Annotated in this window: 23 protein-coding genes; 10 read left to right on the top strand and 13 right to left on the bottom strand. The window is 63.9% G+C overall.

The genetic code is table 11. The features are described from left to right. Positions 1 to 75: 75 nt before the first annotated feature. From fba to tkt, 7 genes are all read right to left on the bottom strand, one after another. Entirely contained in the window at positions 76 to 1,140 is a 1,065-nt protein-coding gene (gene fba / locus IFT98_RS16020; protein WP_043192347.1) for a class II fructose-bisphosphate aldolase, read from the bottom strand. A gap of 106 nt (positions 1,141 to 1,246) precedes the next feature. Further along, complete coding sequence (locus IFT98_RS16015; protein WP_122715912.1) at positions 1,247 to 1,573, bottom strand: MliC family protein; 327 nt, start codon at positions 1,571 to 1,573, stop codon at positions 1,247 to 1,249. Between the two features lie 48 nt (positions 1,574 to 1,621). After that, positions 1,622 to 1,834 carry a hypothetical protein gene (locus IFT98_RS16010; RefSeq protein WP_122796241.1) on the bottom strand — a complete coding sequence of 71 codons (213 nt, stop codon included), beginning with the start codon at positions 1,832 to 1,834 and terminating at the stop codon, positions 1,622 to 1,624. A gap of 79 nt (positions 1,835 to 1,913) precedes the next feature. Continuing rightward, complete coding sequence (locus tag IFT98_RS16005; protein WP_122796240.1) at positions 1,914 to 2,135, bottom strand: hypothetical protein; 222 nt, start codon at positions 2,133 to 2,135, stop codon at positions 1,914 to 1,916. Positions 2,136 to 2,162: 27 nt separating this feature from the next. Continuing rightward, positions 2,163 to 3,326: a phosphoglycerate kinase gene (locus IFT98_RS16000; RefSeq protein WP_192049986.1), complete on the bottom strand. Its 1,164-nt coding sequence runs from the start codon at positions 3,324 to 3,326 to the stop codon at positions 2,163 to 2,165. Positions 3,327 to 3,340: 14 nt separating this feature from the next. Continuing rightward, entirely contained in the window at positions 3,341 to 4,396 is a 1,056-nt protein-coding gene (epd, locus tag IFT98_RS15995; RefSeq protein ID WP_192049988.1) for an erythrose-4-phosphate dehydrogenase, read from the bottom strand. Between the two features lie 247 nt (positions 4,397 to 4,643). Further along, the gene (tkt, locus tag IFT98_RS15990) at positions 4,644 to 6,641 is read right to left on the bottom strand and encodes a transketolase (protein ID WP_192049989.1); all 1,998 of its coding nucleotides are present in this window, start codon (positions 6,639 to 6,641) and stop codon (positions 4,644 to 4,646) included. Between the two features lie 192 nt (positions 6,642 to 6,833). Here tkt and IFT98_RS15985 point away from each other — a divergent pair, with 192 nt between their 5' ends. The 3 genes from IFT98_RS15985 (at position 6,834) to IFT98_RS15975 (ending at position 9,702) form a co-directional block, all read left to right on the top strand. Next, positions 6,834 to 7,835, top strand: coding sequence for an ArsR/SmtB family transcription factor (locus IFT98_RS15985; protein ID WP_122796236.1), 1,002 nt, complete (start codon positions 6,834 to 6,836; stop codon positions 7,833 to 7,835). Positions 7,836 to 7,847: 12 nt separating this feature from the next. Beyond that, positions 7,848 to 9,041, top strand: coding sequence for a methionine adenosyltransferase (gene metK / locus IFT98_RS15980; protein WP_192049991.1), 1,194 nt, complete (start codon positions 7,848 to 7,850; stop codon positions 9,039 to 9,041). A 253-nt stretch (positions 9,042 to 9,294) separates the two neighbouring features. Further along, entirely contained in the window at positions 9,295 to 9,702 is a 408-nt protein-coding gene (locus IFT98_RS15975; protein ID WP_192049993.1) for a DUF1090 domain-containing protein, read from the top strand. Between the two features lie 55 nt (positions 9,703 to 9,757). On the opposite strand, the gene IFT98_RS15970 is transcribed toward IFT98_RS15975, so the two are convergent. Further along, entirely contained in the window at positions 9,758 to 10,144 is a 387-nt protein-coding gene (locus tag IFT98_RS15970) for an MAPEG family protein (RefSeq protein WP_192049995.1), read from the bottom strand. A 270-nt stretch (positions 10,145 to 10,414) separates the two neighbouring features. Here IFT98_RS15970 and IFT98_RS15965 point away from each other — a divergent pair, with 270 nt between their 5' ends. Together IFT98_RS15965 and IFT98_RS15960 are read left to right on the top strand one after the other, a co-directional pair. Next, entirely contained in the window at positions 10,415 to 11,584 is a 1,170-nt protein-coding gene (locus tag IFT98_RS15965; RefSeq protein WP_192049997.1) for an MFS transporter, read from the top strand. Positions 11,585 to 11,686: 102 nt separating this feature from the next. Beyond that, positions 11,687 to 12,946 (top strand): cation:proton antiporter, encoded by a 1,260-nt coding sequence (locus IFT98_RS15960; protein ID WP_192049999.1) that lies wholly within the window; start codon positions 11,687 to 11,689, stop codon positions 12,944 to 12,946. Between the two features lie 73 nt (positions 12,947 to 13,019). On the opposite strand, the gene IFT98_RS15955 is transcribed toward IFT98_RS15960, so the two are convergent. The 3 genes from IFT98_RS15955 to IFT98_RS15945 form a co-directional block, all read right to left on the bottom strand. Then, on the bottom strand, positions 13,020 to 14,309 hold the full coding sequence (locus IFT98_RS15955; RefSeq protein WP_122479825.1) for an OprD family porin: 1,290 nt from the start codon (positions 14,307 to 14,309) through the stop codon (positions 13,020 to 13,022). A 268-nt stretch (positions 14,310 to 14,577) separates the two neighbouring features. Continuing rightward, on the bottom strand, positions 14,578 to 15,684 hold the full coding sequence (gene aguA, locus IFT98_RS15950) for an agmatine deiminase (protein WP_192050001.1): 1,107 nt from the start codon (positions 15,682 to 15,684) through the stop codon (positions 14,578 to 14,580). 100 nt (positions 15,685 to 15,784) lie between these two features. After that, positions 15,785 to 18,697, bottom strand: a complete 2,913-nt coding sequence (locus tag IFT98_RS15945) for an aminotransferase (RefSeq protein ID WP_192050003.1) — start codon at positions 18,695 to 18,697, stop codon at positions 15,785 to 15,787. A 267-nt stretch (positions 18,698 to 18,964) separates the two neighbouring features. Between IFT98_RS15945 and rfbB the strand changes: the two genes are divergently transcribed. The 5 genes from rfbB (at position 18,965) to IFT98_RS15920 (ending at position 24,747) form a co-directional block, all read left to right on the top strand. Then, positions 18,965 to 20,047 carry a dTDP-glucose 4,6-dehydratase gene (rfbB, locus tag IFT98_RS15940; RefSeq protein ID WP_192050006.1) on the top strand — a complete coding sequence of 361 codons (1,083 nt, stop codon included), beginning with the start codon at positions 18,965 to 18,967 and terminating at the stop codon, positions 20,045 to 20,047. Then, positions 20,044 to 20,919, top strand: a complete 876-nt coding sequence (gene rfbA / locus IFT98_RS15935) for a glucose-1-phosphate thymidylyltransferase RfbA (RefSeq protein WP_122479829.1) — start codon at positions 20,044 to 20,046, stop codon at positions 20,917 to 20,919. Before rfbB ends, rfbA begins: the two co-directional genes overlap by 4 nt. Beyond that, positions 20,916 to 21,461: a dTDP-4-dehydrorhamnose 3,5-epimerase gene (gene rfbC / locus IFT98_RS15930; protein WP_122796228.1), complete on the top strand. Its 546-nt coding sequence runs from the start codon at positions 20,916 to 20,918 to the stop codon at positions 21,459 to 21,461. Before rfbA ends, rfbC begins: the two co-directional genes overlap by 4 nt. A 92-nt stretch (positions 21,462 to 21,553) precedes the next feature. Further along, a complete protein-coding gene (locus IFT98_RS15925) occupies positions 21,554 to 23,368 on the top strand; it encodes a sensor histidine kinase (protein ID WP_122796227.1) in 1,815 nt (604 codons plus the stop codon). Beyond that, on the top strand, positions 23,365 to 24,747 hold the full coding sequence (locus IFT98_RS15920) for a sigma-54-dependent transcriptional regulator (RefSeq protein ID WP_122796226.1): 1,383 nt from the start codon (positions 23,365 to 23,367) through the stop codon (positions 24,745 to 24,747). Before IFT98_RS15925 ends, IFT98_RS15920 begins: the two co-directional genes overlap by 4 nt. A gap of 23 nt (positions 24,748 to 24,770) precedes the next feature. Here the strand turns inward: IFT98_RS15920 and cysQ are convergent, their stop codons facing one another. Continuing rightward, a complete protein-coding gene (gene cysQ / locus IFT98_RS15915; protein ID WP_192050008.1) occupies positions 24,771 to 25,610 on the bottom strand; it encodes a 3'(2'),5'-bisphosphate nucleotidase CysQ in 840 nt (279 codons plus the stop codon). Continuing rightward, positions 25,607 to 26,173, bottom strand: coding sequence for an ADP compounds hydrolase NudE (gene nudE, locus IFT98_RS15910; protein ID WP_122796224.1), 567 nt, complete (start codon positions 26,171 to 26,173; stop codon positions 25,607 to 25,609). Before nudE ends, cysQ begins: the two co-directional genes overlap by 4 nt. Positions 26,174 to 26,260 lie beyond the last annotated feature (87 nt).

Raw genomic sequence — 26,260 nt, 5'->3', positions numbered from 1 at the left:
GCAGTGCCATGTCCCGAACACCGCGCCAGAACGAAAAAACCCGCCAACAGGCGGGTTTTTCGACAGCGGTGAGGCTTAGTTGACCTTGGCGTTCAACTCGCCGCTGGCGTAGCGCTGGAACATGCCTTCCAGGGAGATCGGCTTGATCTTCGAGGCGTTGCCGGCAGTGCCGAACGCTTCGTAGCGCGCGATGCAGACGTCACGCATGGCTTTCACGGTTTCGGCGAAATACTTGCGCGGGTCGAACTCGGCCGGGTTCTGCGCCATGAAACGGCGGATCGCCCCGGTGGAGGCCAGGCGCAGGTCAGTGTCGATGTTGACCTTGCGCACGCCGTACTTGATACCTTCGACGATTTCCTCGACCGGCACGCCGTAGGTTTCCTTGATGGCGCCGCCGTACTCGTTGATGATCGCCAGCCACTCCTGCGGTACCGAAGAAGAGCCGTGCATCACCAGGTGAGTGTTGGGAATGCGCGCATGGATCGCCTTGATGCGGTCGATCGCCAGGATGTCGCCGGTAGGCGGCTTGGTGAACTTGTAGGCGCCGTGGCTGGTGCCGATGGCGATGGCCAGGGCATCGACCTGGGTCTTGGCAACGAAATCGGCCGCCTCTTCCGGGTCGGTGAGCATCTGGCTGTGATCCAGGATACCTTCGGCGCCTACGCCGTCTTCCTCACCGGCCTGACCGGTTTCCAGCGAACCCAGGCAGCCCAGCTCGCCCTCTACCGACACACCGCAGGCGTGGGCAAAGGAAACGGTCTGCGAAGTCACGCGCACGTTGTAGTCGTAGTCGGTCGGGGTCTTGCCGTCGACGCCCAGCGAGCCGTCCATCATCACCGAGCTGAAGCCCAGCTGGATCGAACGCTGGCAGATGTCGGGGCTGGTGCCGTGGTCCTGGTGCATGCACACCGGGATGTGCGGAAACTCTTCGATCGCCGCCAGGATCAAGTGACGCAGGAACGGGGCACCGGCGTATTTGCGGGCGCCGGCCGAAGCCTGGACGATGACCGGGGAGTCGGTCTTGTCGGCCGCTTCCATGATGGCGCGCATTTGCTCGAGGTTGTTGACGTTGAAAGCTGGTACGCCGTAGCCGAATTCGGCGGCGTGATCCAGCATCTGACGCATGCTGATAAGTGCCATTGTCGTTGTGTCTCCCGGTTCAGGGTCGTTGATCGTTGCAGCTCGCCCATCGGCGGCCGCTCTTGAAGTAATGCCTATCATCGGTCTGGCGCAGTGGGCCCAGCCGTCACGGAGCCTTGCAGCCCCGGCCAATCAAATCGTCGGTGGCGACCCAGTACACCAGGCCTTCGTCACCTTTCTTGTGGAACGCCAGCACACCATCGCTGAACAGCTCGCCCTCGGCACCCGCCTGGGGCGTCAAGGCGTATTGCTTGTCGCTGCCGGCCAGGCGCACTTGCATCGCGCTCTTGTCGGCGGCACTGTAACGCCATTGCACCTCGACCTGGCTGTCGCACTGCCAGCGTGTCCAGTCGGGCGACACCGGCATCGGTTTGTCCAGATAGGCGCAGCCCGAGAGCAGCGCCATTGCCATTATTGCCATACCGCCTTTCATTCATATACCTCTGAGCGCGGGGCAGTGCTGCCGTCATCAAGCCTTGGCTTACGACCCGCAATCCTGCGCCGTGTTCTGCGAACCGGCCGGCGCACCGGTGGAGTTGGTCTGCACGCGCTGATCATCCTGAGTCGTGGGCGTCACCACCGACACCGGGCTGAACACCTCACAGGCGCTGCCTGCGCCTGAACTCATGCAGCCGCTGGACAGCACCGCTGCCAGCAGGGTGGCCAAACCGAATGTCGCGGAACCGATCTTCATGGTGAACTCCTTATGCGCGAAGCAGTGATAATCGTGAGACTCACCACAGAAGACCCTTGGCGAGCACCATTGGTTGCCCTCACGGACAACCCGGTGCCTGCGCCTGCTGTTCCGGCTCGTAGCGTTCCAGTGCCTCAGGCCCCATGCGCTTGCCGACCACCGGAATGCTTTCGGCCTGCCACTGCGACTGTGAACAGCCGCCAGGGGTAGCCGTCGGGCCGTCGTCGACCGAGGTTGCCGGCGCACCGGAACAACCGGCCAGCAGGCCGATCAGCAACGCCAGGGCAGGTGCCTTGAGCATCCGTTTCTCCTCCAGACTCACAGGGCGTCAGGCCTTGGCCCGCTGTTCCAGCATTTCAACGGCCGGCAGCACCTTGCCCTCGACGAACTCGAGAAACGCACCGCCACCGGTCGAGATGTAGGAGATGTCGCCAGCGACGCCGTACTTGTCGATGGCCGCCAGGGTATCGCCGCCACCGGCGATGGAAAAGGCCGGGCTCTGCGCAATCGCCTTGGCCAGCACTTGGGTGCCGTTGCTGAACTGATCGAACTCGAACACACCGACCGGGCCGTTCCAGAGGATGGTCTTGGACGACTTGAGCAACTCGGCGAAGTGCTCGGCGGTCAGTGGACCGATGTCGAGGATCATGTCGTCATCGGCCACATCGGCAATCAGCTTGACCGTGGCTTCGGCGCTTTCGGCGAACTCCTTGGCCACCACCACGTCGACCGGCAGCGGCACGCTGACCTTGGCGGCGATGGCGCGGGCGGTGTCCAGCAAGTCTGGCTCGTACAGCGATTTGCCAACCTTGTGCCCGGCAGCGGCCAGGAAGGTGTTGGCAATGCCACCGCCCACGATCAACTGATCGCAGATGCCGCTCAGGCTATTGAGCACGTCCAGCTTGGTCGAAACCTTGGAACCGGCAACGATGGCGGCCATCGGCTTGGCGGGGGCGCCCAGTGCCTTGCCCAGCGCTTCAAGCTCCGCAGACAGCAGAGGGCCGGCAGCGGCGACCTTGGCGAACTTGGCCACGCCGTGGGTCGAGCCTTCGGCGCGGTGCGCCGTGCCGAACGCGTCCATCACGAACACGTCGCACAGCGCCGCGTAGCGTTGGGCCAGCTCGTCGGCGTTCTTTTTCTCGCCCTTGTTGAAGCGCACGTTCTCGAACAGCACCACGTCACCGGCATTGACCTGGACGCCGTCCAGGTAGTCAGCCACCAGCGGCACGTCGCGGCCCAAGGCCTTGCTCAGGTACTCGGCCACTGGCTTGAGGCTGTTCTCGGCAGAGAATTCGCCTTCGGTGGGCCGGCCCAGGTGCGAGCAGACCATTACCGCCGCGCCCTTCTCCAAGGCCAGCTTGATGGTGGGCAACGAGGCGAGAATGCGCGCGTCGCTGGTTACCTTGCCATCCTTGACGGGTACGTTGAGGTCTTCGCGAATCAATACGCGCTTACCTTGCAGGTCGAGGTCGGTCATCTTCAACACGGTCATTGCGTTCAGTCCTTTCAAGCTCGTTTGGAATTGTTCATGACGCGCAGGTAGTGCCCCGCGACGTCGAGCATTCGATTGGCAAAACCCCATTCGTTGTCGAACCAGGCCAGCAGGTTCACCAGGCGCGGGCCGGAAACGCGGGTCTGGCTGGCATCGACGATGGCCGAATGAGGATCGTGGTTGAAATCACAACTGGCGTGCGGCAACTCAGTGTAGGCCAGCAGGCCCTGCAACGGGCCACTGCGCGCCGCGTCATGAAGGATCCGATTGACCTCCACCGCACAGGTGTCGCGCGCCATCTGCAGGGTAATGTCCAGGCATGACACATTGACGGTCGGCACGCGCACAGCTTTGGCCTGGATTCGACCGGCAAGTTCCGGCAACAGCCGTTCGATGCCACGGGCCAGGCCGGTGGAAACCGGAATGACCGACTGGAAGGCCGAGCGCGTACGGCGCAGGTCTTCGTGGTGATAGGCGTCGATCACCGGCTGGTCGTTCATGGCCGAGTGAATGGTGGTGATGGACACGTATTCCAGGCCGATGGCCTGATCCAGCAGGCGCAACAGCGGCACGCCGCAATTGGTGGTGCAGGACGCGTTGGAAACCAGTCGTTCGCGTCCGGTAAGGCAATCCTGATTGATACCGAACACGATGGTGGCATCGACGTCGGCTTCGCTGGCCATGGGCTGGGAAAACAGCACGGCCGGTGCGCCGGCGGCCAGGAAGCGCTGACCGTCGCCGCGGGTGTTGTAGGCGCCGGAGCATTCGAGCACCAGGTCGATGTCGAGCGCGGCCCAGTCGATCGCTTCGGGCGTGGCACTGCGGGTGACGCGTATGCGTTGACCGTTGATCAACAGGTGGTCGGCATCCACCGTGACTTCACCGGGAAAGCGGCCGTGGGTCGAGTCGAAGCGCGTGAGGTATTCGATGCTGGCCATGTCGGCCAGGTCGTTGATCGCCACCACCTCGAAGTCGGCCCGCGTACCGCGCTCGCACAATGCACGCAGCACGCAGCGACCAATGCGGCCGTAACCGTTGAGAGCGACTCTGTAGGGGCGTGAAGAAGACATGAGCAAGTACGCCTGGAATTGTTATGAGCATCCGAGGACCACCCATGGGAACGGTCCGTGGCCGCGAAAGCCTCGCCGCGGTACACCTGACACACCGCAGCGCGCCCTTCGCGGCCGATGACCGCTCCCACAGGATGTCCGCAATCCCCGTAGGAGCGGTCCGTGGCCGCGAAAGCCGCACCGCGGTATACCTGACACACCGCAGCGCGCCCTTCGCGGCCGATGACCGCTCCTACGAGTGTGAGGATCAGTCTTCCAGCAGCTCTTCGGCGGTGGCCAGGATGTTCTCCAGGGTGAAGCCGAACTCTTCGAACAAGGCCGGCGCCGGTGCCGACTCGCCAAAGCTGGTCATGCCGATCACGCGGCCTTCCAGGCCCACGTACTTGTACCAGTAGTCGGCATGCGCCGCCTCGATGGCGATGCGCGCGCTGACCTGCAGCGGCAACACCGACTGCTTGTAACCCGCGTCCTGCGCGTCGAACACGCTGGTGCAGGGCATCGACACGACACGCACGTTGCGGCCCTGCTCGGTCAGCTTGTCGAAGGCTTTGACGGCCAGGCCAACTTCCGAACCGGTGGCAATCAGGATCAGGTCAGGCTCGCCGGTACAATCCTTGAGCACATAACCGCCACGGGTGATGTCGGCCAACTGGGCCTGGTCGCGGGTCTGGTGATCTAGGTTCTGACGCGAGAAGATCAGCGCCGATGGACCGTCGTTGCGCTCCAGGGCGAATTTCCATGCTACCGCCGACTCGACCGCATCGGCAGGACGCCAGGTGTCGAGGTTCGGGGTGCAGCGCAGGCTCGCCAGCTGTTCGATCGGCTGGTGGGTCGGGCCATCTTCGCCCAGACCGATGGAGTCGTGGGTAAATACGTAGATCACGCGCTTCTTCATCAGCGCCGACATGCGTACCGCGTTGCGGGCGTATTCCATGAAGATCAGGAAGGTCGCGCCGTACGGCACGAAGCCGCCATGCAGGGCGATGCCGTTCATGATCGCGCTCATGCCGAATTCGCGTACGCCATAATAGATGTAGTTGCCGGCGGCGTCATCTGCTTCGACACCCTTGCAGCCTTTCCACAGGGTCAGGTTGGAGCCTGCCAGGTCGGCCGAGCCACCGAGAATTTCCGGCAGCAATGGGCCAAAGGCGTTCAACGCGTTCTGGCTGGCCTTGCGGCTGGCGATGGTCTCGCCCTTGGCGGCCACTTCGGCGATGTAGGCGCTGGCCTTTTCGGAGAAATCGGCTGGCAGCTCACCGCTCATGCGCCGCACGAATTCATTGGCCAGTTCGGGGTGGGCGGCGGAATAGGCGGCGAAGCGCTGGTTCCACTCGGCTTCCACGGCAACGCCAGCTTCCTTGGCGTCCCACTCCTTGTAGATGTCGGCAGGAATTTCGAACGGGCCGTGGTTCCACTTCAGCGCGGCGCGGGTCAAAGCGATTTCTTCGGCACCCAGTGGCGCGCCGTGGCAGTCTTCCTTGCCCTGCTTGTTCGGCGAGCCAAAGCCGATGGTGGTCTTGCAGCAGATCAGGGTGGGCTGCTCGCTCTTGCGCGCGGTCTCGATGGCGGTCTTGATTTCGTCCGCATCGTGGCCGTCGACGTTGCGAATCACCTGCCAGCCGTAGGCTTCGAAGCGTTTCGGCGTGTCGTCGGTGAACCAGCCCTCGACTTCGCCATCGATGGAGATGCCGTTGTCATCGTAGAAAGCGATCAGCTTGCCCAGGCCCAGGGTGCCGGCCAGCGCGCTCACTTCGTGGGAGATGCCTTCCATCATGCAGCCGTCGCCGAGGAACACATAGGTGTTGTGATCGACGATCTTGTGGCTGTCGCGGTTGAACTGCGCCGCCAACACTTTTTCTGCAATGGCGAAACCGACGGCGTTGGCCAGACCCTGGCCCAGTGGGCCGGTGGTGGTTTCCACGCCTGGGGTGTAGCCGTACTCGGGGTGGCCCGGGGTGCGGCTGTGCAGCTGGCGGAAGTTCTTCAGGTCCTCGATGCCCAGGTCATAGCCGGTGAGGTGCAACAGCGAATAGACCAGCATCGAGCCGTGGCCGTTGGACATGACGAAACGGTCGCGGTTGGCGAACGCCGGGTTGGCCGGGTTGTGCTTGAGGAAGTCACGCCACAGCACTTCGGCGATATCCGCCATGCCCATGGGGGCACCCGGGTGGCCGCTGTTGGCTTTTTGCACGGCATCCATGCTCAGTGCACGAATGGCATTGGCGCGCTCACGACGGCTGGGCATCGCTTATCTCCTGGGGTCTGTGTAGGCAGGGATACAACAAAGAACGGCATTTTCCCCCACCGGCAGGGGGTTGGGCAATCGGACATTTGCCCCCGCTGGCAAATCCAAGGCCGCACCAGGCCCGAACCAATATCAAAACTTTTTGATATTGGTGTTGCGAGGCTGCTCGTCGCTCACTAGACTGCCGAACCTATGAACCTGCGCGCCCCTGCTTTCGACCATCAGGCAAGTGACGATCTGGCGGCCCTGTGCAAGGCCGGCGGCGACCCACTGCGCCTCAACGTGCTGCGCGCGCTGGCCAGCGATTCGTTCGGCGTGCTGGAACTGGCGCAGATCTTTGCGGTAGGTCAGTCGGGCATGAGCCATCACCTCAAGGTGCTGGCCCAGGCTGACCTGGTGGCTACCCGCCGCGAGGGCAACGCGATTTTCTACCGCCGCGCCCTGCCCAACGGCCGCGCGCTGGGCGGACGCCTGCACAGCGCCTTGCTCGAAGAAGTCGACGCCTTGAGCCTGCCGGCCGAGGCCCAGGTGCGCATGGCCGTGGTGCAGCGCCAGCGCGCGGCGGCCAGCGAAGATTTCTTCTCGCGCACGGAAGAAAAATTCCGCGCCCAGCAGGACCTCATCGCCGGCTTGCCGCAGTACCGCGAAAGCCTGCTGGCCCTGCTCGACAAACTCAGCTTCGCCAGCCAGGCCAGCGCCCTGGAAGTGGGCCCTGGCGATGGCGGCTTCTTGCCCGAACTGGCGCGACGCTTTGCCCAGGTCACGGCGCAGGACAACAGCCCGGCCATGCTTGAACTGGCCCGCCAGGTCTGCGCGCGCGAGCAGTTGGGCAACGTGCGCCTGGAGCTGGCCGATGCCTTGGCACCCACCAGCCTGCGCGCCGACTGCGTGGTGCTGAACATGGTCCTGCACCACTTCAGCGACCCGCAGCAGGCGCTCGGCCATCTGGCCCAGCGCGTGCAACCGGGTGGCAGTCTTTTGGTCACAGAATTGTGCAGCCACAACCAGAGTTGGGCCAAGGAGGCCTGCGGTGATCTCTGGTTGGGTTTCGAACAGGAAGATCTGGCCCGTTGGGCCACCGCTGCGGGGCTTGTACCCGGAGAGAGCCTCTACGTGGGCTTACGTAATGGTTTCCAGATTCAGGTCCGACATTTCTCGCGGCCGGCTGGCGACACTCACCATCGGTCAATTTAGGAAACCGTCGAGATGAGCGAATACTCCCTTTTTACCTCCGAGTCCGTCTCTGAAGGACACCCGGACAAGATCGCCGACCAGATTTCCGACGCGGTGCTGGACGCCATCATCACCCAGGACAAGTTCGCCCGCGTGGCCTGCGAAACCCTGGTCAAGACCGGCGTGGCGATCATCGCCGGCGAAGTCAGCACGTCGGCCTGGGTCGACCTGGAAGACATCGTGCGCAAGGTCATCGTCGACATCGGCTACAACAGCTCCGATGTTGGCTTCGACGGCGCCACCTGTGCGGTCATGAACATCATCGGCAAGCAGTCGGTGGACATCGCTCAGGGTGTGGACCGCAGCAGGCCGGAAGATCAGGGCGCGGGCGACCAGGGCCTGATGTTCGGCTATGCCAGCAACGAAACCGACGTGCTGATGCCGGCGCCGATCTGCTTTTCGCATCGCCTGGTCGAGCGCCAGGCCGAAGCGCGCAAGTCCGGTCTGCTGCCGTGGCTGCGTCCCGATGCCAAGTCGCAGGTAACCTGCCAGTACGAAGGCGGCAAAGTCGTGGGTATCGACGCGGTGGTGCTGTCGACCCAGCACAACCCGGACGTGTCCTACAGTGACCTGCGCGAAGGCGTGATGGAACTGATCGTCAAGCACGTGCTGCCGGCCGAACTGCTGCACAAGGACACCCAGTTCCACATCAACCCGACCGGCAACTTCATCATCGGTGGCCCGGTGGGTGACTGCGGCCTGACCGGACGCAAGATCATCGTCGACAGCTACGGCGGCATGGCCCGCCACGGCGGCGGTGCGTTCTCCGGCAAGGACCCGTCCAAGGTCGACCGCTCTGCGGCCTACGCCGGTCGCTACGTGGCCAAGAACATCGTCGCCGCCGGCCTGGCCGAGCGCTGCGAGATCCAGGTGTCCTACGCCATCGGCGTGGCCCAGCCCACATCGATCTCGATCAACACCTTCGGCACCGGCAAGATCAGCGACGAGCAGATCGTCAAGCTGGTGCGTGCGCACTTCGACCTGCGCCCGTATGCCATCACCACCATGCTCGACCTGCTGCACCCGATGTACCAGGCCACCGCTGCCTACGGCCACTTCGGCCGGGCGCCGGTAGAAATGACCGTTGGCGACGACACCTTCACTGCGTTCACCTGGGAGCGCACTGACCGTGCCGCCGCGCTGCGCGACGCCGCCGGCCTCAGGTAAGCGCCTGGCAGCAGCACACGAAAAGCCCCGGCCGGGTGACTGGCCGGGGCTTTTTTTTCGTGTCGTCGCCAACAGCGCTGGCCTGCCTGAGACGAGACAGCTTTGACCTGGCCGGCAAAAGGTCCTTCAATGGAGGGATCATGTCGTGGGCCACTGCAGCATCTCGATACGCGGTGCCACGAATAGGACGCGTCCTACAGACAGTTACTTCAATTCATCGTCAACTATTTAGAATCATATTCACGGAGTCACCATGAACAAGCTTTCTTCCCTGTGTGCATTGCTGGTCACCGGTATGCTGGCCGCCCCGGCAATGGCTGCTGCTCCTGCCCCCGCCGTGGCGGCAGTGGCCACCGGTTGCGCCGCCAAGCAGCAGAACGTGCAGGCCCAGATCGCCGTTGCCAAGGCCAACGGCAACCAGAATCAGGTCGATGGCCTGAACACCGCACTGCGCGAGATCCAGACCAACTGCACCGACAATTCGCTGCGCAAGGAACGTGAAGGCAAAGTGCTGGATGCCAAGCGCGAAGTCAGCAAACGTCAAAGCGACCTGGACAAAGCCATGAAGAAAGGCGATTCGGAGAAGATCAACAAGCGCAAGGACAAACTCGCGGAGTCGCGCAAGGAACTGCAGGAAGCGATGGATGAGCTGGACAAGTAACGAGCATTGCGCGGCGAGTCATCTCGATGATCCGCCGCCTGCACGCAAAGTGCCGCTACACCGAGACGAAGAAGTAACTGACGATGATCGCGAATCCGGTGAACCACACCAACGAGCGCAACGCAGCCCAATCGGCCAGATAGCAGATGATGTACAGCAGACGTGAAGTGACGAACACCACTGCCAGTACATCCAGGGTCACTTGTTGCGCATTGCCGACGATATCGGAAATGACCACGGCAGCGATGAAGCCGGGAAGAATCTCGAAACTGTTCAACTGCGCGGCGTGGGCCCGCTTGGGCAAGCCTTCCAAGGCGTCGAGGTAGGCTCGCGGATCATGGTTGTGGCGCAGGCCGAAGTTGCCGCCCGTGAACTTGGCGATATAGGCGCATGCGTAGGGCAATACCAAAGCGATCAAGACACACCAGAAGGCGACGGTCATACAGAGTTCCTTTTCCAAGTAGTCAACAGCGATGTGCCCATGCACGGCCCGCATAGAGTAGGAGGACAGGCGCCGTGAAAGGTTCGCCGGCGCAGAGTTCCATTGCAATTATCAATTTGGCCGCCTTTGCGGCACTCCCTATAATACGCGCCGCTGTATCGCTGCATCCTTTTGCGCTCCTATTCCAATAAATCGTGTTCTCTGCAGTTCATGCGGAGGCTGGCGCATGCCTTTGTCGGGCAACTCACCCTCCTACTCGAGAACATTCGCATGCCACTTGCATTGTTTGCATTGGCCGTCGCCGCATTCGGCATCGGCACCACCGAATTCGTCATCATGGGCCTGCTCACCGATGTTGCGCAGGACCTGTCCGTGAGCATCCCGGATGCAGGCTTGCTGATCACCGGCTATGCCCTGGGCGTGGTCTTCGGCGCGCCGGTGCTGGCGGTACTCACCGCCAACCTGCCGCGCAAGGCTACCTTGCTGGGCATGACCCTGATGTTCATCCTCGGCAACGTACTCTGCGCGCTGGCGCCCAATTACGCCACGCTGATGGGTGCTCGAATCATCACGGCCCTGTGTCACGGTGCCTTCTTCGGGATCGGCTCGGTAGTGGCCGCAGGCCTGGTGGCGCCGAACAAGCGAGCGCAGGCCATCGCCCTGATGTTCACCGGGTTGACCCTGGCCAACGTGCTGGGGGTGCCGCTGGGCACGGCGTTGGGCCAGTTCGCAGGCTGGCGCTCCACGTTCTGGGCCGTCTCGGTGATCGGCATCATTGCCCTGCTGGCGCAGGTCGTCTGGCTGCCCAAGGCCATTCCCATGGAACGCGGCAACCTGGCCCGCGAGTTCCGCGTGCTGCGCAAGCCCAACGTGTTGCTGCCGCTGGCCATGAGCGCGATGGCCTCCTGCAGCCTGTTCAGTGTGTTCACCTACATTGCACCGATCCTGCAGGACGTTACCGGCGTCAGCGCCCACGGCATCACCGTGATGCTGCTGCTGTTCGGCGTCGGCCTGACCATCGGCAGCATGCTCGGTGGCCGTCTGGCTGACTCGTGCCTGCTGCCCTCGCTGGTGGGCATGGCCATTGCGGTGGTGTTGATCCTGGCCCTGTTCACCCAAACCAGCCGCTCGCTGATCCCGGCGGCGCTGACATTGCTGGCATGGGGCGTGTTCGCCTTCGCGCTGTGCCCGATCCTGCAATTGCTGATCATCGACCAGGCACACGAGGCGCCGAATCTGGGCTCGACCCTCAACCAGAGCGCCTTCAACCTGGGCAACGCCGCCGGCGCCTGGGTCGGCGGCCTGGTTGTCGCCAGCGGTGCACCCCTGGTGGATTTGCCATGGACCGGCGCCATTACCGGCATCGGTACGCTGGTGCTCGCCGTGGTGTTCATCCAGTGGCAGCGCCGGCCGACAGCGGCAGTCAACGCCGCTGGATGAATGAGTGTGCCGTTCGGGCGCATGGCAACATCCAACAACACTGCAGCGTTTGATAGACCTGATCTATCGAGAAATCTTCACCCTTTGACCCAAGGAGCCCGGATGCTCGAGCTAGTTGCCACATTCATCTGCCTCAGCACATTGCTGACCTATGTGAATTTCCGCTTCATTGGCCTGCCGCCTACCATCGGCGTGATGGTGACAGCCCTGCTGTTCTCGCTGATCCTGCAGGGCTTGAGCTTCATCGGCTACCCGGGCCTGGAGGAGCGAGTCGAAGCACTGATGAACCAGATCGACTTCGGCGATCTGCTGATGAACTGGATGCTGTCCTTCCTGCTGTTCGCCGGCGCCCTGCACGTGAACCTCGCCGACCTGCGCAACTACCGCTGGCCGATCGGGCTGCTGGCCACTTTCGGCGTGCTGATCGCCACCTTCGTCATCGGCGCCCTGGCCTTCTGGATCTTTGGCCTGTTCGGCTGGCACGTCAGCTTCCTGTACTGCCTGCTGTTCGGCGCCCTGATTTCACCCACCGACCCGATCGCGGTGCTGGGCGTGCTGCGCACGGCCAACGCCTCCAAGCCGTTGAAAACCACCATTGTCGGCGAGTCGCTGTTCAACGATGGCACGGCGGTGGTGGTGTTCACCGTGCTGCTGGGTATCGCTCAACTGGGCGAAACACCGACGGCGGGCGCAACGGCCATGCTGTTCCTGCATGAAGCCGTAGGGGGCGCGCTGTTCGGCGGCCTGATCGGCTACATCGTCTACCGCATGATCAAGAGCATCGAGCAGTACCAGGTCGAGGTCATGCTGACCCTGGCACTGGTGATCGGCGGCTCGGCCATGGCCTACGAGCTGCATGTGTCGGCGCCCATCGCGATGGTGGTGGCCGGGCTGATCATCGGCAACCTGGGGCGCAACCTGGCAATGAACGACATGACCCGGCGCTATATGGACGGCTTCTGGGAGTTGCTCGACGACATCCTCAACGCCCTGCTATTCGCCTTGATCGGCCTTGAGCTGTTGCTGCTGCCGTTCTCCTGGCTGCACCTGCTCGCCGCGTCCCTGCTGGCTGTGGCGATCCTGCTCTCGCGGTTGCTCACGGTGGCCCCGGCGATTCTGCTGCTGCGGCGCTTTCGCAGCGTCCCGCGCGGCACCATTCGCGTGCTCACCTGGGGTGGCCTGCGCGGCGGCGTCTCGGTCGCCCTGGCCCTGGCCCTGCCGATCGGCCCGGAGCGCGACCTGCTGCTGAGCATCACCTACATCGTCGTGCTGTCCTCGATCCTGCTGCAGGGCCTGAGCATCGGCAAACTGGTCAAGGCCGTGACCCGCGAGCCAGATACGCAGGCCGTACGCGAGCATTGATCGGCGGTGTTCGCACATGAAAAACCCCGCTCTCGCGGGGTTTTTCATTTACAACATCACGACTCGGTCACCCTCAGAAGATGTTGATCGGGTACTCGACGAAGGCGCGCACTTCGTTGCCGTCATCGTTGTAGCCCGAAGCACGGACGTTGTCCGAGGTGCGCAACCACGAGCCGCGCAGACGCAGGGTCAGGTCCTTGGCCGGGCCGTTCTGCACCACGTACTGGACCTGGTTGAAGATCTCGCGTTCCTGGCCATCGCCCGTCGGAGTGCGGATGTTGTCGCCACGCACGTAGGCCACCTTGTAGGTCAGGCCGGGCACGCCGAACGTGCGGAAGTCGATGCCGTAGCCCAGTTGCCAGGAGACTTCGTCCTCGGCGTTGAAGTCCGACCAGTACGAGTTGGCCAGGAAAATGGTCGAGCCACCGTCGCCCACGCCACCGGCGTTCTGATAGAAACCGTAGTTGTAGCCGGTATCGCCCGTGCTGCGCTGGTGTGCCAGGGTCAGCGAGTGCGGACCGAAGGCCCAGGTCGCGGCCAGGCTCCAGATCTTGTTGTCCTGGCCGGTGCCCAGCGTGCTGGCGTAGTCCTTGTCCAGGTGCGAGCGGTAGCCGTTGAAATCAAACGTCAGCGACTGTTCGCTCGGCAGGGCCAGCACGTAGTTGAGGTTGACGTACTGCTTCTTCAGCCGGTCTTCGACATCCGAGGCATACAAGGCACCGGTCAGGCTGTCGCTGAACTGATAGCTGCCTCCGTACACGTCGATCTTCTTCAGGCCACCGCTGTCGCGGGCTTCGGCGCTCTTGCGCGCTTCCTGGGTGAAGCGGCCGGCGTTGAGCACCAGGCCATCGATTTCCTTGGAGGTGATCAGGGTGCCGGTGAAGCTTTCCGGCAACAGGCGCGAATCGTCGAAGTTGAGCACCGGCAGCGCCGGCATCTGATCGCCGTACTTGATCACCGTATTGGAGATGCGCACTTTCACCGCTGCGCCGGCGCGGGCCAGATCGTGGGGCGCACTGCTCGGATCGTCGGAAGTACCGCCACGCTTGAAGAAGTCGATACCGCCGGCACCGGCGCGACCGGTGCCGCCGTCCAGGCGCAGGGCGTACAGGCCGAAGGCGTCGACGCCAACGCCGACCGTACCCTGAGTGAAACCGGAATTGAACTTGGCGATCACGCCCTGGCCCCACTCGGCCTTGTCCTGCCCGCCATGCTTGTAGTCACGACTGATATAGGCATTGCGCAGCAGTACGTCGAGGTGGCTGTCTTCGACGAAGCCCTTGCCATCGGCCTGCTCGCTGGCCATGGCCTGGGTCGCCGCCATCACGCCCAGCGCGAGGACAGCCAGTTTCTTGTTCAACATCTTGTTTTCCCTAATCACCAGTGAGGACGCAACACGGCCACCCGCTCGTTTGCCGCCGTCCGCATCGCCAGCGCAGGGCTCTGCAACAGGCATTCGGAGGTCGGGGCAGGGTCTAGCGGGCCAGTGCGCGGGGTCGGATCCTAGCGATGGGTGGATGCGAAAGTCAAAATTTCGTGAAACTTTGTCGCTATAAGCAGGTCGCTTCGTGGAATAACGCCCATCAAAAAGCCCGACATCAAGTCGGGCTTCAAAGGCTGGTCAGCCTACCTCAGCCGCGTATGGGTGCCGGCTGCTGCTGGGTCAGGCAATGGATGTTGCCGCCACCGAGCAGCAATTCACGGCCCGGCACCATCACCACTTCGTGCTCCGGAAACAGCTGCTGCAACAAGGCCTGCGCCTGGCTGTCGAGTGGATCGTCGAAGCTGGGCGCGATGATGCCGCCGTTGACGATCAGGAAGTTCACGTAGGAACCGGCCAGACGCACGGACGGGTGACGCTCCTGGCTGCCTGCGACCAGATCGACGCCATCGCACTCCTGCTGGGTGGCATACAGGGGCCCGGGAATCGGCATCTTGTGCACCACCAGCGCCCGGCCCTTGGCATCGACGCTGCTTTCCAGCACCTGCAAGGCAGCCTGGCAACGGGCATAGTTCGGGTCACTGGCGTCGTCGGTCCAGGCCAGCAGCACCTCACCGGGACGCACGTAGCAGCAGAAGTTGTCGACGTGCCCGTCGGTCTCGTCGTTGAACAGGCCGTCGGGCAGCCAGATGATCTTGTCCACTGCCAGATGATCGGCGAGGATCCGTTCGATCTGCTCGCGGTCCAGGTGCGGGTTGCGATTGCGGTTGAGCAGGCATTCTTCGGTGGTGATGAGCGTGCCTTCGCCGTCCACGTGGATGGAGCCGCCTTCAAGCACGAAACCTTGCGTGTGGTAACCCTGGCAGCGCTCCATGCCCAGCACCTTGCTCGCCACCTGCTCGTCGCGGTTCCAGGGCGCATAGAGGCCACCGTCGAAGCCACCCCACGCATTGAACGCCCAGTCCACACCGCGTACCTGGCCGTTCTGATCGATCACGAAGGTCGGCCCGGTATCACGCATCCAGGCATCGTCGCTGCTCATTTCGACCACGCGAATGTTCGGCACGTCCAGGCGCGCGCGCGCGTTGTCGTACTGCCCGGCAGACACCCCGACAGTGACCGGCTCGAAACGCGCGATGGCCTTGGCCAGGGCGACATGCGCCGCCTGCACCGGCTTGCCGCCCAGGCGCCAGTTGTCCGGGCGCTCGGGCCACAGCATCCAGGTCTGGGTATGGGGCGCCCATTCGGCCGGCATGTGGAAACCGTCGGCGCGAGGGGTACTGTCGAGCGTGGTCATGGGTCAGGGCTCCGGTGGTCCATGAAAAGGTATGGGCGCACTCTACAGGTTGTCGAGCGGATCGTGAAACACGCCCGGCGCAGGGCTCGCCAAGGGGATTTCAACAGGCCAGTTCATCCAGCACCTGCGCCACGCAGTCGACGAAGAAATCCACGCTCTGCCGGGTGGTCACCATCGGCGGCTTGATCTTGAGGATGTTCAGGTGGTCACCGGTGGGCTGCATGAAGATGCCCAGTTCCCGCAACCGCTCGCACAGCAGCGCCGTCTCCTGCGTCGCCGGCGCCAGGCTGTGGCGATCGCGCACCAGTTCCAGGCCCAGATAGAAGCCGGACCCGTGCACGGCGCCCACCAGCGGATGCTGGTCGAGCAACGCTTGCAAGCGTGCCTTGAAGTACCCGCCGACCACCTTCGCGTTCTCCCACAGCCGCTCTTCGGCCATCACATCGAGCACTGCCAGGCCGATGCGGCAACTGACCGGGCTGCCACCGGACGATGAGAAGAAATACCCCTCGGCCTCCAGCGCCTCGGCAATTTCGCGACGGGTAATCACCGCGCCCAGCGGGTGACCATTGCCCATGCCCTTGGCCATGGTGATGATGTCCGGCACCACGCCTTGCTGTTCGAACCCCCAGAAGTACTCGCCCAGACGCCCGTAGCCGACCTGCACTTCGTCGGCGATGCACAGCCCGCCACGCGCGCGAACGCGGTCGTAGACCTGCTGCAGATAGCCCTCGGGCAAGGCAATGCCGCCGGCGTTGCCGTACACCGGCTCGCAGATGAAACCGGCCAGCCGGCGGCCCTGCTCATCCAGTTGATGCAAGGTGTCGTCGACACTGCGCACGTAGCCGGCGGTGCAGTCGGGACCACGGAAAGTGCCACGGTAGCTGTTGGCCGCCATGACCGGATGGACCCAGTCCGGTCGCGTGCTCAACGCCTGCGGGTTGTCGGCGATGGAGGTGGAAATGGCATCGGTGGCAACCGACCAGCCATGGTAGGCCTCGAGCATGCTGAGCATGTCGCGCCCGCCGCTGGCTGCCCAGGCCAGGCGGATCGCCAGATCGTTGGCCTCGGTGCCGCTGTTGACCAAGAACACGCGATCGAAACCTGGCGGCGCGAGTGCCAGCAGGCGCTCGGAAAACTCGGCGATCGCTGCATAGTGAAAGCGTGAGTTGGTATTGAGCAGTGACCATTGCCGCGCCGCCACCTGGGCCATGCGCGGGTGTCCATGGCCAAGCACCGCGACGTTGTTGAGCATGTCCAGGTACGACTGGCCGTGCATGTCGATCAGATGGTTGCGCCAGCCGCGCTCGATCTGCGGCGGCGCCTGGTAATAATGCTTCTGCGAGCGAGCGAAACTGGCGTCGCGCCGCTGCAGCAGCAGACCTGCGTCGGGCGGTAGCGGCGCGTCGCAATCCATGCCGAGCACCCTTGCCGGCGACGGGCACAGGGACTGCCAGGCCGCCGCCCGCGCCGGCGTGCAGAACAGTGGCGGGCTCACATCCGCGCTGCGGCACAACTGCACCAGCAGCGCACCGTCGACTTTTCCCAACGATGCGCCCGCAGCCAGCACGGCCCCTGCAGGGCTTGGGCAGTCAAGCCCCCACAGGTGCAGGCTCAAGGAAGCACCTTGGAGCACCACGCTGGCATCGGCCAACCGCTTCAGCGTGCCAGCCCAGGGCGCCTGCAGATCGGTGCCCGGCGGCGCCTGAACCTGCACGTGCAGCGCGCAGGTCGCCGAGGCCGCGCAGGTATCGATGCGGGTACGCGAAAGGCGATACTCACCATACCCCGTACAGGCCCAGCCGCTGCCCGCTGCGGCATCGCTCAGCAGCCGTTCGTCGATATTCGCTTGCTCCCAATTGCCGTCCGCGAAATGCTCGCCTAGTACGCTCAAGTCCACTCGACAAACTGTCGAATGCGTCACGCCGGCAAACAAAGGCAATATGCCATCTCCGGCTGATTCGGGTATGCTCTGCCCCACACTGCTGAAAATTGCCGCTTCCATCAATTCGAATGGTTCTGCGGTAGCTATGTCGAAGATTTCCCACTCATGCTCGACATTGGCCCGGATATAGTCGTTGTCCGGCGCCACGCTCAGCTGCCGGGCGCTGCTCGACACCAGCACCGCTGCCCGCAGCACCACCAATGGCCATAACGCACGCAGCTCCGCTTGCTCGAGCGGATTGACCCGATGATAGGCTGCCACTGCCGGCAATATCGCGAACGGATCGCCATGGCCATGATGCAGCAACGCAGCGCAGGTCGCCGCCAGGTCCGCCACCCGCCAGGTGTGCACCAGATCACCGAAGTCGATCAGGCCCGCAAGCTGCCAGCGCAGGTCGGCATCACGCTGCCAGACACTGTTGTCATCGGTGATGTCCAGATGCACCGCCTGCAGCGGCAGATCGGCACTGACCGCACCCAGTCGACGCTGCGCCTGGAACGCCATTTCGACCACCCGCCCGCGTTGTCCTGGATCGCCAAGCGCCGGCAACAGATGATCAAGCAACTTATGCGCATGTCGCGGGTCCCATTGCAGCGTGCGCGCAAGGCCAGGGTGTTGAAAGTCGAGCAAGGCGCGGTCTACCTCGCCGCACAACTGACCAATGCGCGCGATGGCAACCGGCCCCAGATGCTTGAGGCGAGTCAGCGGCTGACCGTCCAGATAGCTCAACACGCGCATCTGCAGGCGCTGCTGGCCCAGATGCACGGCAAGGGTGTCGCGACCGTCGAGGGCAGCCAGTGCCTGTGGTACTGCAAGGCCGTGGCCAGCCAGATGCCGCATCGCCTCATGCTGGGCCGCGAGCGCCTGAGGGGCCGCGTCGTCGTGACAGAACTTCAGCACCCAGCGATGCTGGGCGCTTTCCACGCGAAAGTTGAGGTCTTGCTGGCTGCCCAGGCTGTGCAGCTGACCTTGCAGGCCGTAATGCTCGAACAACAATGCCTGCGCCTGTTCGATACTCACCACGGGGTTGGGACGACTGGCGCGATGCACGAGCGTGTCGAGCGGCATGAATGAAACCTCGATGGGCTGATTTGCAAGTACTGTAGCGGTTCGCCGCGCAGGATTTCCACCGTTGGCAACGCTACCGCTCGCGACACGATCGCGCAGCCAGGCTGCCGTTGAACCACGTCGCGCCAGGCCTGTGTTGTCCATGAACAGGCCTGGCGCGGAACACCGTTGCACATTCGTTTGACAAACCGGGCTTGCACCGCCGCGCCCATCCACACAAGCTAGGCTGCAACGAATCATTGTCAGCTCAGGAAGAAGGCTTTCGACATGCGCATTCTCATCACCGGCGGCGCCGGTTTCATTGGCTCGGCACTGGTGCGTCACCTGATCACCAACACCGAGCACGAAGTACTCAACCTCGACAAGCTGACCTACGCCGGCAACCTCGAATCACTGGCTGAAATCGCCAGCGACAGCCGTTACGAATTCGTCCAGGCCGACATCGCCGACCAGGCCGCGGTCAGCGCCGTGCTCGCGCGCTTCCAGCCCCACGCGATCATGCACCTGGCGGCCGAATCCCACGTCGACCGCTCCATCGACGGGCCGGGCGAGTTCATCCAGACCAACGTGGTCGGTACCTACGCCTTGCTCGAAGCCACCCGTGGCTACTGGCAGCACCTGCCGGCGGCCGAACGCGAAGCCTTTCGCTTCCACCATATTTCCACCGACGAGGTTTACGGCGACCTGCATGGCGTGGACGACCTGTTCACCGAAACCACGCCGTACGCGCCAAGCTCGCCGTACTCGGCCAGCAAGGCGGCCTCCGACCACCTGGTACGCGCCTGGCAGCGCACCTACGGCCTGCCGGTGCTGATCACCAACTGCTCGAACAACTACGGCCCGTATCACTTCCCGGAAAAACTCATTCCGCTGGTGATTCTCAACGCCTTGGCCGGCAAGCCACTGCCGGTGTATGGCAACGGCATGCAAGTGCGTGACTGGCTGTACGTCGAAGACCATGCCCGCGCCCTGTTCAAGGTCGTCACCGAAGGCGTGGTCGGCGAGACCTACAACATCGGCGGCCACAACGAACAGAAGAACATCGACGTGGTGCGCAGTATCTGCGGCCTGCTCGACGAACTGGCGCCACAGCGTCCGGACGGCGTGGCGCACTATGCCGACCTGATCACCTTCGTCAAGGACCGCCCGGGCCACGATGTGCGCTACGCCATCGACGCCAGCAAGATCGAGCGCGAACTGGGCTGGGTGCCGCAGGAAACCTTCCAGACCGGCCTGCGCAAGACCGTGCAGTGGTATCTGGACAATCTTCAATGGTGCCGTCGCGTGCAGGACGGCAGTTATCAAGGTGAACGCCTGGGCTTCACCGAACCTAAGGATTTGATCGCATGATGAAAGGTATCGTTCTGGCGGGGGGCTCCGGCACCCGCCTGCACCCCATTACCCTGGGTGTTTCCAAGCAGCTGCTGCCCATCTACGACAAGCCGATGATCTACTACCCGATCTCGGTACTGATGCTGGCCGGCATCCGCGAGATCCTGCTGATCTCCACCCCCCAGGACCTGCCGCAATACCGCCAGTTGCTGGGCGACGGCAGCCAGTTCGGGATCAACATCCAGTTCGCCGAACAGCCAGCGCCGGACGGCCTGGCGCAGGCGTTCCTGATCGGTGAGGAATTCATCGGCGAAGACCCGGTGTGCCTGATCCTGGGCGACAACATCTTCCACGGCCAGCACTTCAGCGACCAGCTCAAGCGTGCTTCGGCGCACCCGACCGGCGCCACCGTGTTCGGCTACTGGGTCAAGGATCCGGAGCGTTTCGGCGTGGTCGAGTTCGACCAGGACGGGCGTGCACTGTCCATCGAAGAGAAGCCGACCGAGCCCAAGTCCAGCTATGCGGTCACCGGCCTGTACTTCTACGACAACGACGTGGTGCGCATCGCCAAGGATGTCCAGCCATCGCCCCGTGGCGAGCTGGAAATCACCGACGTCAACAATGCCTACCTGGAACGCGGCGACCTGCGCGTGGAACGCTTCGGCCGCGGCTTTGCCTGGCTCGACACCGGTACCCACGACAGCCTGCTCGATGCCTCGCAATACGTGCAGACCATCGAACACCGTCAGGGCCTGAAAGTGGCTTGCCTGGAAGAGATCGCCTACCAGAACCACTGGATCGACCGCGAACAGCTGCTGGTACGTGCCAAGTACTTCGGCAAGACCGGCTATGGTCAGTACCTGTACTCGCTGGCCGGAGAAACCCGATGAAAGTGATCGCTACCGACCTGCCCGATGTGTTGATCATCGAGCCGAAGGTTTTCGGTGACGAACGCGGCTTCTTCTACGAAAGCTTCAACGCCAAGGCCTTCCAGGAGGCCACCGGCGTGACGCTGCCGTTCGTCCAGGACAACCATTCGCGCTCCGCTCGCGGCGTGCTGCGCGGGCTGCACTATCAAGTGCAGCATGCCCAGGGCAAGCTGGTTCGCGTGGTCACCGGGCAAGTGCTCGACGTGGCGGTGGACATCCGCCGCAGCTCGCCCAACTTCGGCAAGTGGGTGGCCGTCGAGCTGTCCGCGCAGAACAGCCGCCAGTTGTGGATTCCGCCGGGCTTCGCCCACGGTTTCGTGGTGCAGAGCGAGTACGCCGAGTTCCTCTACAAGACCACCGACTACTACGACCCGTCGTCCGAGCGCAGCATTGCCTGGGATGACGAGCAGTTGGCGATCGACTGGCAACTGGACACAGCGCCGTCGCTGTCGGCCAAGGACCTGGCCGGCAAGCGCCTGGAAGAGGCCGACGTGTTCCCGTGATCGGCCTGCGGTAACGTCGCGATGCATGTCGACAGTGCTTCGCGGCGTTTACGTGGCGCATAATACGCCGGTCAATCCCGGCGTGTTGTCTTATGACCTCCAGACCTTCCATCACTCGCAGACCCCGCTGGCGCAGCCTGGCAATCCTGGCCCTGTGCCTGGCGCCACTGCTGTGGCCACTGGAGCATCTGGCCGAGCGCTATTACAAAAGCGAGCTGGTCAGCCAGAACCGGCAGACGCTGGACCTCTACGTCGCCAACCTGCTGGGTACCCTGCACCGCTACGAAACCCTGCCGCAGATCCTCGGTGACCTGCCGGCGCTGCGCGCCTTGCTGGCCGCTCCCCGCGACGCCCAGGCGATCCTCGACGCCAACCACCTGCTCAAGGACATCCGCGAACAGACCGGCGCCGAAGTCATGTACCTGCTGGACGCCGACGGCAATACCCTGGCCGCCTCCAACTGGGAACAGCGCGACAGCTTCGTCGGCCGCAACTTCGCTTTCCGCCCCTATTACAGCGATGCCGTGGCCGGGCGCCTGGGGCGCTTCTTCGGGCTCGGCACCACCTCGGCCAAGCGCGGCTACTTCTTTGCCGCCGCCGTGCATGACCAGGACAAGGTCATTGGCGTTCTGGTGGTGAAGGTCGACCTCGACCACACCGAAACCCTGTGGGGCAAGACGCCTGAACAGCTGCTGCTCACCGACCACAACGGCGTGGTCATCCTGACCTCGCGCCCTGAATGGCGCTTCCGTGCCACCCGTCCGCTCAGCGACAGCGAGCGCCAGGCCATCGTCTCGATCCTGCCCTACCCTACCCGCGACCCACAGCCACTGAACCTGGACCCCGACGCCTGGCTCACGCAAACGCGCACCATCGCCGAAACCGGCTGGAACGTCAGCATCCTCGCCCCCAAGACCTTGCTCGATCGGCCGGTGCGCACCGTCGTCGCCGTCGGCGGAGCCTTGCTCCTGGCCTTGATGCTGCTGCTTGGCCTGATGATGCAGCGCCGCCGCCACTACCTCGAGCGCATCGAGTTCGAAGGGCGTACCCGGCACGAACTGGAAACCCGGGTGGTGGAACGCACCAGCGCGCTCGAAGGGCTCAACAGCAAGCTGCGCCAGGAAGTGCTCGAACGCGAACAGGCCCAGCAGGAACTGGTGCGTGCCCAGGACGAACTGGTGCAGGCTGGCAAGCTGTCGGCGCTGGGTACCATGTCGGCCAGCATCAGCCACGAGCTCAACCAGCCCCTGGCGGCCATTCGCAGCTACGCCGAGAACACCGAAGTGCTGCTCAACCACGAGCGCATCGAGGATGCGCGAGGCAACCTCAAGCTGATCAGCGAACTGACCGGGCGCATGGCCTCGATCATCGCCCACCTGCGCGCCTTTGCCCGGCGCGACCGTCACGCCTTGGAAAGTGTCGCTTTGCAGCCGGCCCTCGACGATGCCCTGGCGCTGCTCGCCAAACGCCGCCGGGCCATGGCCGTCGAGCTTATCCGCGACCTGCCCGATGCACCGCTCTGGGTGCAGGCTGGCGAAACCCGACTGCGCCAGGTGCTGGGCAACCTGCTGGCCAATGCCCTCGATGCCCTGACCGAAAAGGCCAACCCACGCTGCCTGTGGCTGAGCGCCGAACAAACGGCCGACGGCGTCGAACTGCGCATCCGCGACAACGGCCCAGGCTTCACCAGCGAAGCCATGGCCCGCGCCCGTGAACCCTTCTTCACCACCAAGACGCGCACGCAGGGACTTGGCCTGGGCCTGGCGATCTGCGATACGCTGATGCGCGCGCTGGGCGGCGAACTGCTGCTGTCCAACCATCCCCAAGGCGGTGCCCTGCTGATCCTGCGTTTGCGCGCCGGAGAGCCCGGCGTCAGCCTGCAAGCTCCCGAGGACCCATCGGCATGACCAGCGACAGCGCCATCGACAGCAAGATCCAGGTCGTGCTGATCGACGACGATCCCCATCTGCGCCAGGCCCTGAGCCAGACCCTGGACCTGGCCGGGCTGAAAGTGCTGGCCCTGGCCGATGCCCAGGGCCTGTCCGCGCGCATCGAGCGTGACTGGCCGGGTGTGGTGGTCAGCGACATCCGCATGCCGGGCATCGATGGCCTGCAATTGCTCGAACAACTGCACGCCCGCGACACCGAACTGCCGGTTCTGCTCATCACCGGGCATGGCGACGTGCCGCTGGCCGTGCAGGCCATGCGCGCCGGTGCCTACGATTTCCTCGAAAAACCCTTCGCCAGCGATGCACTGCTCGACAGCGTGCGTCGCGGCCTGGCCGTGCGCCGACTGGTGCTGGACAACCGCAGCCTGCGCATGGCCCTCAGCGATCGCCAGCAGCTGAGCACACGCCTGGTGGGACAGTCGGCACCCATGGCGCGTTTGCGCGAGCAGATCGGCGCCCTGGCCGGAACCAAGGCCGACGTGCTGATTCTGGGCGAAACCGGCGCCGGCAAGGAAGTGGTGGCGCGCGCCCTGCACGACCTGTCCAGCCGCCGCAGCGGTCCCTTCGTGGCGATCAACGCCGGCGCCCTCGCCGAATCAGTGGTGGAAAGCGAGTTGTTCGGCCATGAACCCGGCGCCTTCACCGGTGCGCAGAAACGCCGTATCGGCAAGTTCGAGTTCGCCAACGGCGGCACCTTGTTTCTCGACGAAATCGAAAGCATGAGCCTGGACGTACAGGTCAAGCTGCTGCGTCTGCTGCAGGAGCGCGTCGTCGAACGCCTGGGTGGCAACCAGCAGATCCGCCTGGACATCCGGGTGATTGCCGCCACCAAGGAAGACCTGCGCCAGGCCGCCGACCAGGGACGCTTCCGCGCCGACCTGTATTACCGCCTCAATGTCGCCTCGCTGCGCATTCCACCGTTGCGCGAGCGCGGCGAAGACGTGCTGGCGTTGTTCCAGTACTACGCCGACGCCGCCGCCGAGCGCCACGGGGTACTGGCCAACGAACTGTCTGCCGCCCAGCGTGCATTGTTGTTGCGGCACAGCTGGCCAGGCAATGTGCGCGAGCTGCAGAACGCCGCCGAACGCTTCGCCCTGGGGCTCGAGCTGGCACTGGACAACAGCGAGCCGGGCCCGGTGGACATGGCGCGAACGGTCGCCGGCGGGCTCAGCGAACAGGTCGAGCATTTCGAACGCGCCTTGATCGCGGCCGAGATGAGCCGGTCGCACACCTCGGTGCGCAGCCTGGCCGAAGCCCTGGGCATTCCACGCAAGACCTTGCACGACAAGCTGCGCAAGCATGGTCTGAGCTTTGGCGGGGGCGACGAACCTGAGTGAGTCCCAGGTTCTGCAGCGACCGTCTAGCGCTGACTCCCGGCCTGCGCCAGCGCCACCAGCGACTGGCGCCATGGCACATCCCTGGGCAGCGCCAGGAACGACGGGTTGAGCAACGACTGGCGGGCAGGATAGACGAACGGCTGCCCGTCGATCTGCAGCACTTCGCCGCCAGCACCTTCGAGCACACCTTGGGCGGCAGCCGTGTCCCATTGTGAAGTCGGCGCCAGCCGCGGATAGCAATCGGCGGCGCCTTCGGCCAACAGGCAGAACTTCAGCGAACTGCCGACACTGACCAAGTCCAGGGGGCCTGCAACGGCGCCCAACCCGGCGAGCAAGTGCTCCTGCCCGGGGCTGGAATGGCGGCGACTGGCGACCACCCTGAACGCGCTGCCTGGTGCAGGCGTTCGGCGCACGCTGATCGGTTGCGCCGGCTGCTCGCCCACGGCGTGCCAGGCACCGAGCCCCGCACCGCCATAGTAGGCACTGCCCGTGGTTGGCACGGTGACCACGCCGAACAGCACCTGACCACGCTCGATCAAGGCAATGTTGACGGTGAATTCCTCGCTGCCATTGATGAATTCCTTGGTGCCGTCCAGTGGATCGACCAGCCACCAGCGGGTCCATTGCTCGCGCACGTCCAGCGCGATGTCCGCATCCTCTTCGGACAGGATCGGGATATCCGGTGCCAACGCCATCAATCCATCGACGATGACATGATGCGCGGCAAGGTCGGCCGCAGTGACCGGCGACTCGTCGGCCTTGGCCATGACCTGCACATCGGCCCGCCAGAACGGCAGGATCGCCGCGCCAGCCCGATGGGCCAGCGCTACCACTTCGGGCAACAGACGTTCGAGATCGCTCACAGGCTGAACACTCCACGCTGGATCAGCAGGTCGCGCGCCAGGTACAGGGCGGCCAGTGCGCGGCCTTCGGAGAACTGCGGATGCTGGGCCAAACTGGCCAGCTCGCGCAGGTTCACCCGCTCGACCCGCATCGGCTCCGGCTCGTCGCCCTCGAGCTGCTCCTCGTACAGACCTTGGGCCAGAACCACCTGGATTTTCTGGCTCATGTAGCCAGGCGACAACGACAGCTCGGTCAGGTGTTCGAGTTGGCGGGCGCCGAATCCGGCCTCTTCCTTGAGCTCGCGATCGGCTGCGGCCAGCACGTCCTCGCCCGGCTCGATCAAACCCTTGGGCAGCGACAGCTCATAGGCGTCGGTGCCCCCGCAATACTCCTCGATCAGCAGCGCATGCTCGGCATCGGCCATCGCCACGATCATCACCGCGCCATAGCCATTGCCACGCCCCACCAGACGCTCGTAGGTACGCTCGACACCATTGGAGAAGCGCAGCTGCACTTCTTCGACACGGAACAGGCGACTACTGGCGACGATTTCGCGGGCAAGGACTTCGGGTTTCTGGCGCATCGGGCAGCTCCTGGACGTGAACGGGTTACTATACCGTGGCTTGGCCTGCGGCAGGCCACCCTTGATCCACCACTGCCCGAGAATCTT

Source organism: Pseudomonas sp. CFBP 8770, assembly GCF_014841705.1.
Taxonomy (GTDB): Bacteria; Pseudomonadota; Gammaproteobacteria; order Pseudomonadales; family Pseudomonadaceae; genus Aquipseudomonas.
Note: the sequence above shows the minus strand (reverse complement) of the source record. Positions and strands in the feature narration are given on the sequence as shown.

Coding starts and splice junctions, on each gene's coding strand:
- IFT98_RS16015 (WP_122715912.1), bottom strand. CDS start 1,573: ATGAAAGGCGGTATGGCAATAATGGCAATGGCGCTGCTCTCGGGCTGC.
- metK (WP_192049991.1), top strand. CDS start 7,848: ATGAGCGAATACTCCCTTTTTACCTCCGAGTCCGTCTCTGAAGGACAC.
- IFT98_RS15975 (WP_192049993.1), top strand. CDS start 9,295: ATGAACAAGCTTTCTTCCCTGTGTGCATTGCTGGTCACCGGTATGCTG.
- IFT98_RS15920 (WP_122796226.1), top strand. CDS start 23,365: ATGACCAGCGACAGCGCCATCGACAGCAAGATCCAGGTCGTGCTGATC.
- IFT98_RS15945 (WP_192050003.1), bottom strand. CDS start 18,697: ATGCCGCTCGACACGCTCGTGCATCGCGCCAGTCGTCCCAACCCCGTG.
- IFT98_RS15925 (WP_122796227.1), top strand. CDS start 21,554: ATGACCTCCAGACCTTCCATCACTCGCAGACCCCGCTGGCGCAGCCTG.
- IFT98_RS15960 (WP_192049999.1), top strand. CDS start 11,687: ATGCTCGAGCTAGTTGCCACATTCATCTGCCTCAGCACATTGCTGACC.
- nudE (WP_122796224.1), bottom strand. CDS start 26,173: ATGCGCCAGAAACCCGAAGTCCTTGCCCGCGAAATCGTCGCCAGTAGT.
- IFT98_RS16005 (WP_122796240.1), bottom strand. CDS start 2,135: ATGCTCAAGGCACCTGCCCTGGCGTTGCTGATCGGCCTGCTGGCCGGT.
- rfbC (WP_122796228.1), top strand. CDS start 20,916: ATGAAAGTGATCGCTACCGACCTGCCCGATGTGTTGATCATCGAGCCG.
- fba (WP_043192347.1), bottom strand. CDS start 1,140: ATGGCACTTATCAGCATGCGTCAGATGCTGGATCACGCCGCCGAATTC.
- IFT98_RS16010 (WP_122796241.1), bottom strand. CDS start 1,834: ATGAAGATCGGTTCCGCGACATTCGGTTTGGCCACCCTGCTGGCAGCG.
- IFT98_RS15985 (WP_122796236.1), top strand. CDS start 6,834: ATGAACCTGCGCGCCCCTGCTTTCGACCATCAGGCAAGTGACGATCTG.
- rfbB (WP_192050006.1), top strand. CDS start 18,965: ATGCGCATTCTCATCACCGGCGGCGCCGGTTTCATTGGCTCGGCACTG.
- IFT98_RS16000 (WP_192049986.1), bottom strand. CDS start 3,326: ATGACCGTGTTGAAGATGACCGACCTCGACCTGCAAGGTAAGCGCGTA.
- IFT98_RS15970 (WP_192049995.1), bottom strand. CDS start 10,144: ATGACCGTCGCCTTCTGGTGTGTCTTGATCGCTTTGGTATTGCCCTAC.
- epd (WP_192049988.1), bottom strand. CDS start 4,396: ATGTCTTCTTCACGCCCCTACAGAGTCGCTCTCAACGGTTACGGCCGC.
- aguA (WP_192050001.1), bottom strand. CDS start 15,684: ATGACCACGCTCGACAGTACCCCTCGCGCCGACGGTTTCCACATGCCG.
- rfbA (WP_122479829.1), top strand. CDS start 20,044: ATGATGAAAGGTATCGTTCTGGCGGGGGGCTCCGGCACCCGCCTGCAC.
- IFT98_RS15955 (WP_122479825.1), bottom strand. CDS start 14,309: ATGTTGAACAAGAAACTGGCTGTCCTCGCGCTGGGCGTGATGGCGGCG.
- IFT98_RS15965 (WP_192049997.1), top strand. CDS start 10,415: ATGCCACTTGCATTGTTTGCATTGGCCGTCGCCGCATTCGGCATCGGC.
- tkt (WP_192049989.1), bottom strand. CDS start 6,641: ATGCCCAGCCGTCGTGAGCGCGCCAATGCCATTCGTGCACTGAGCATG.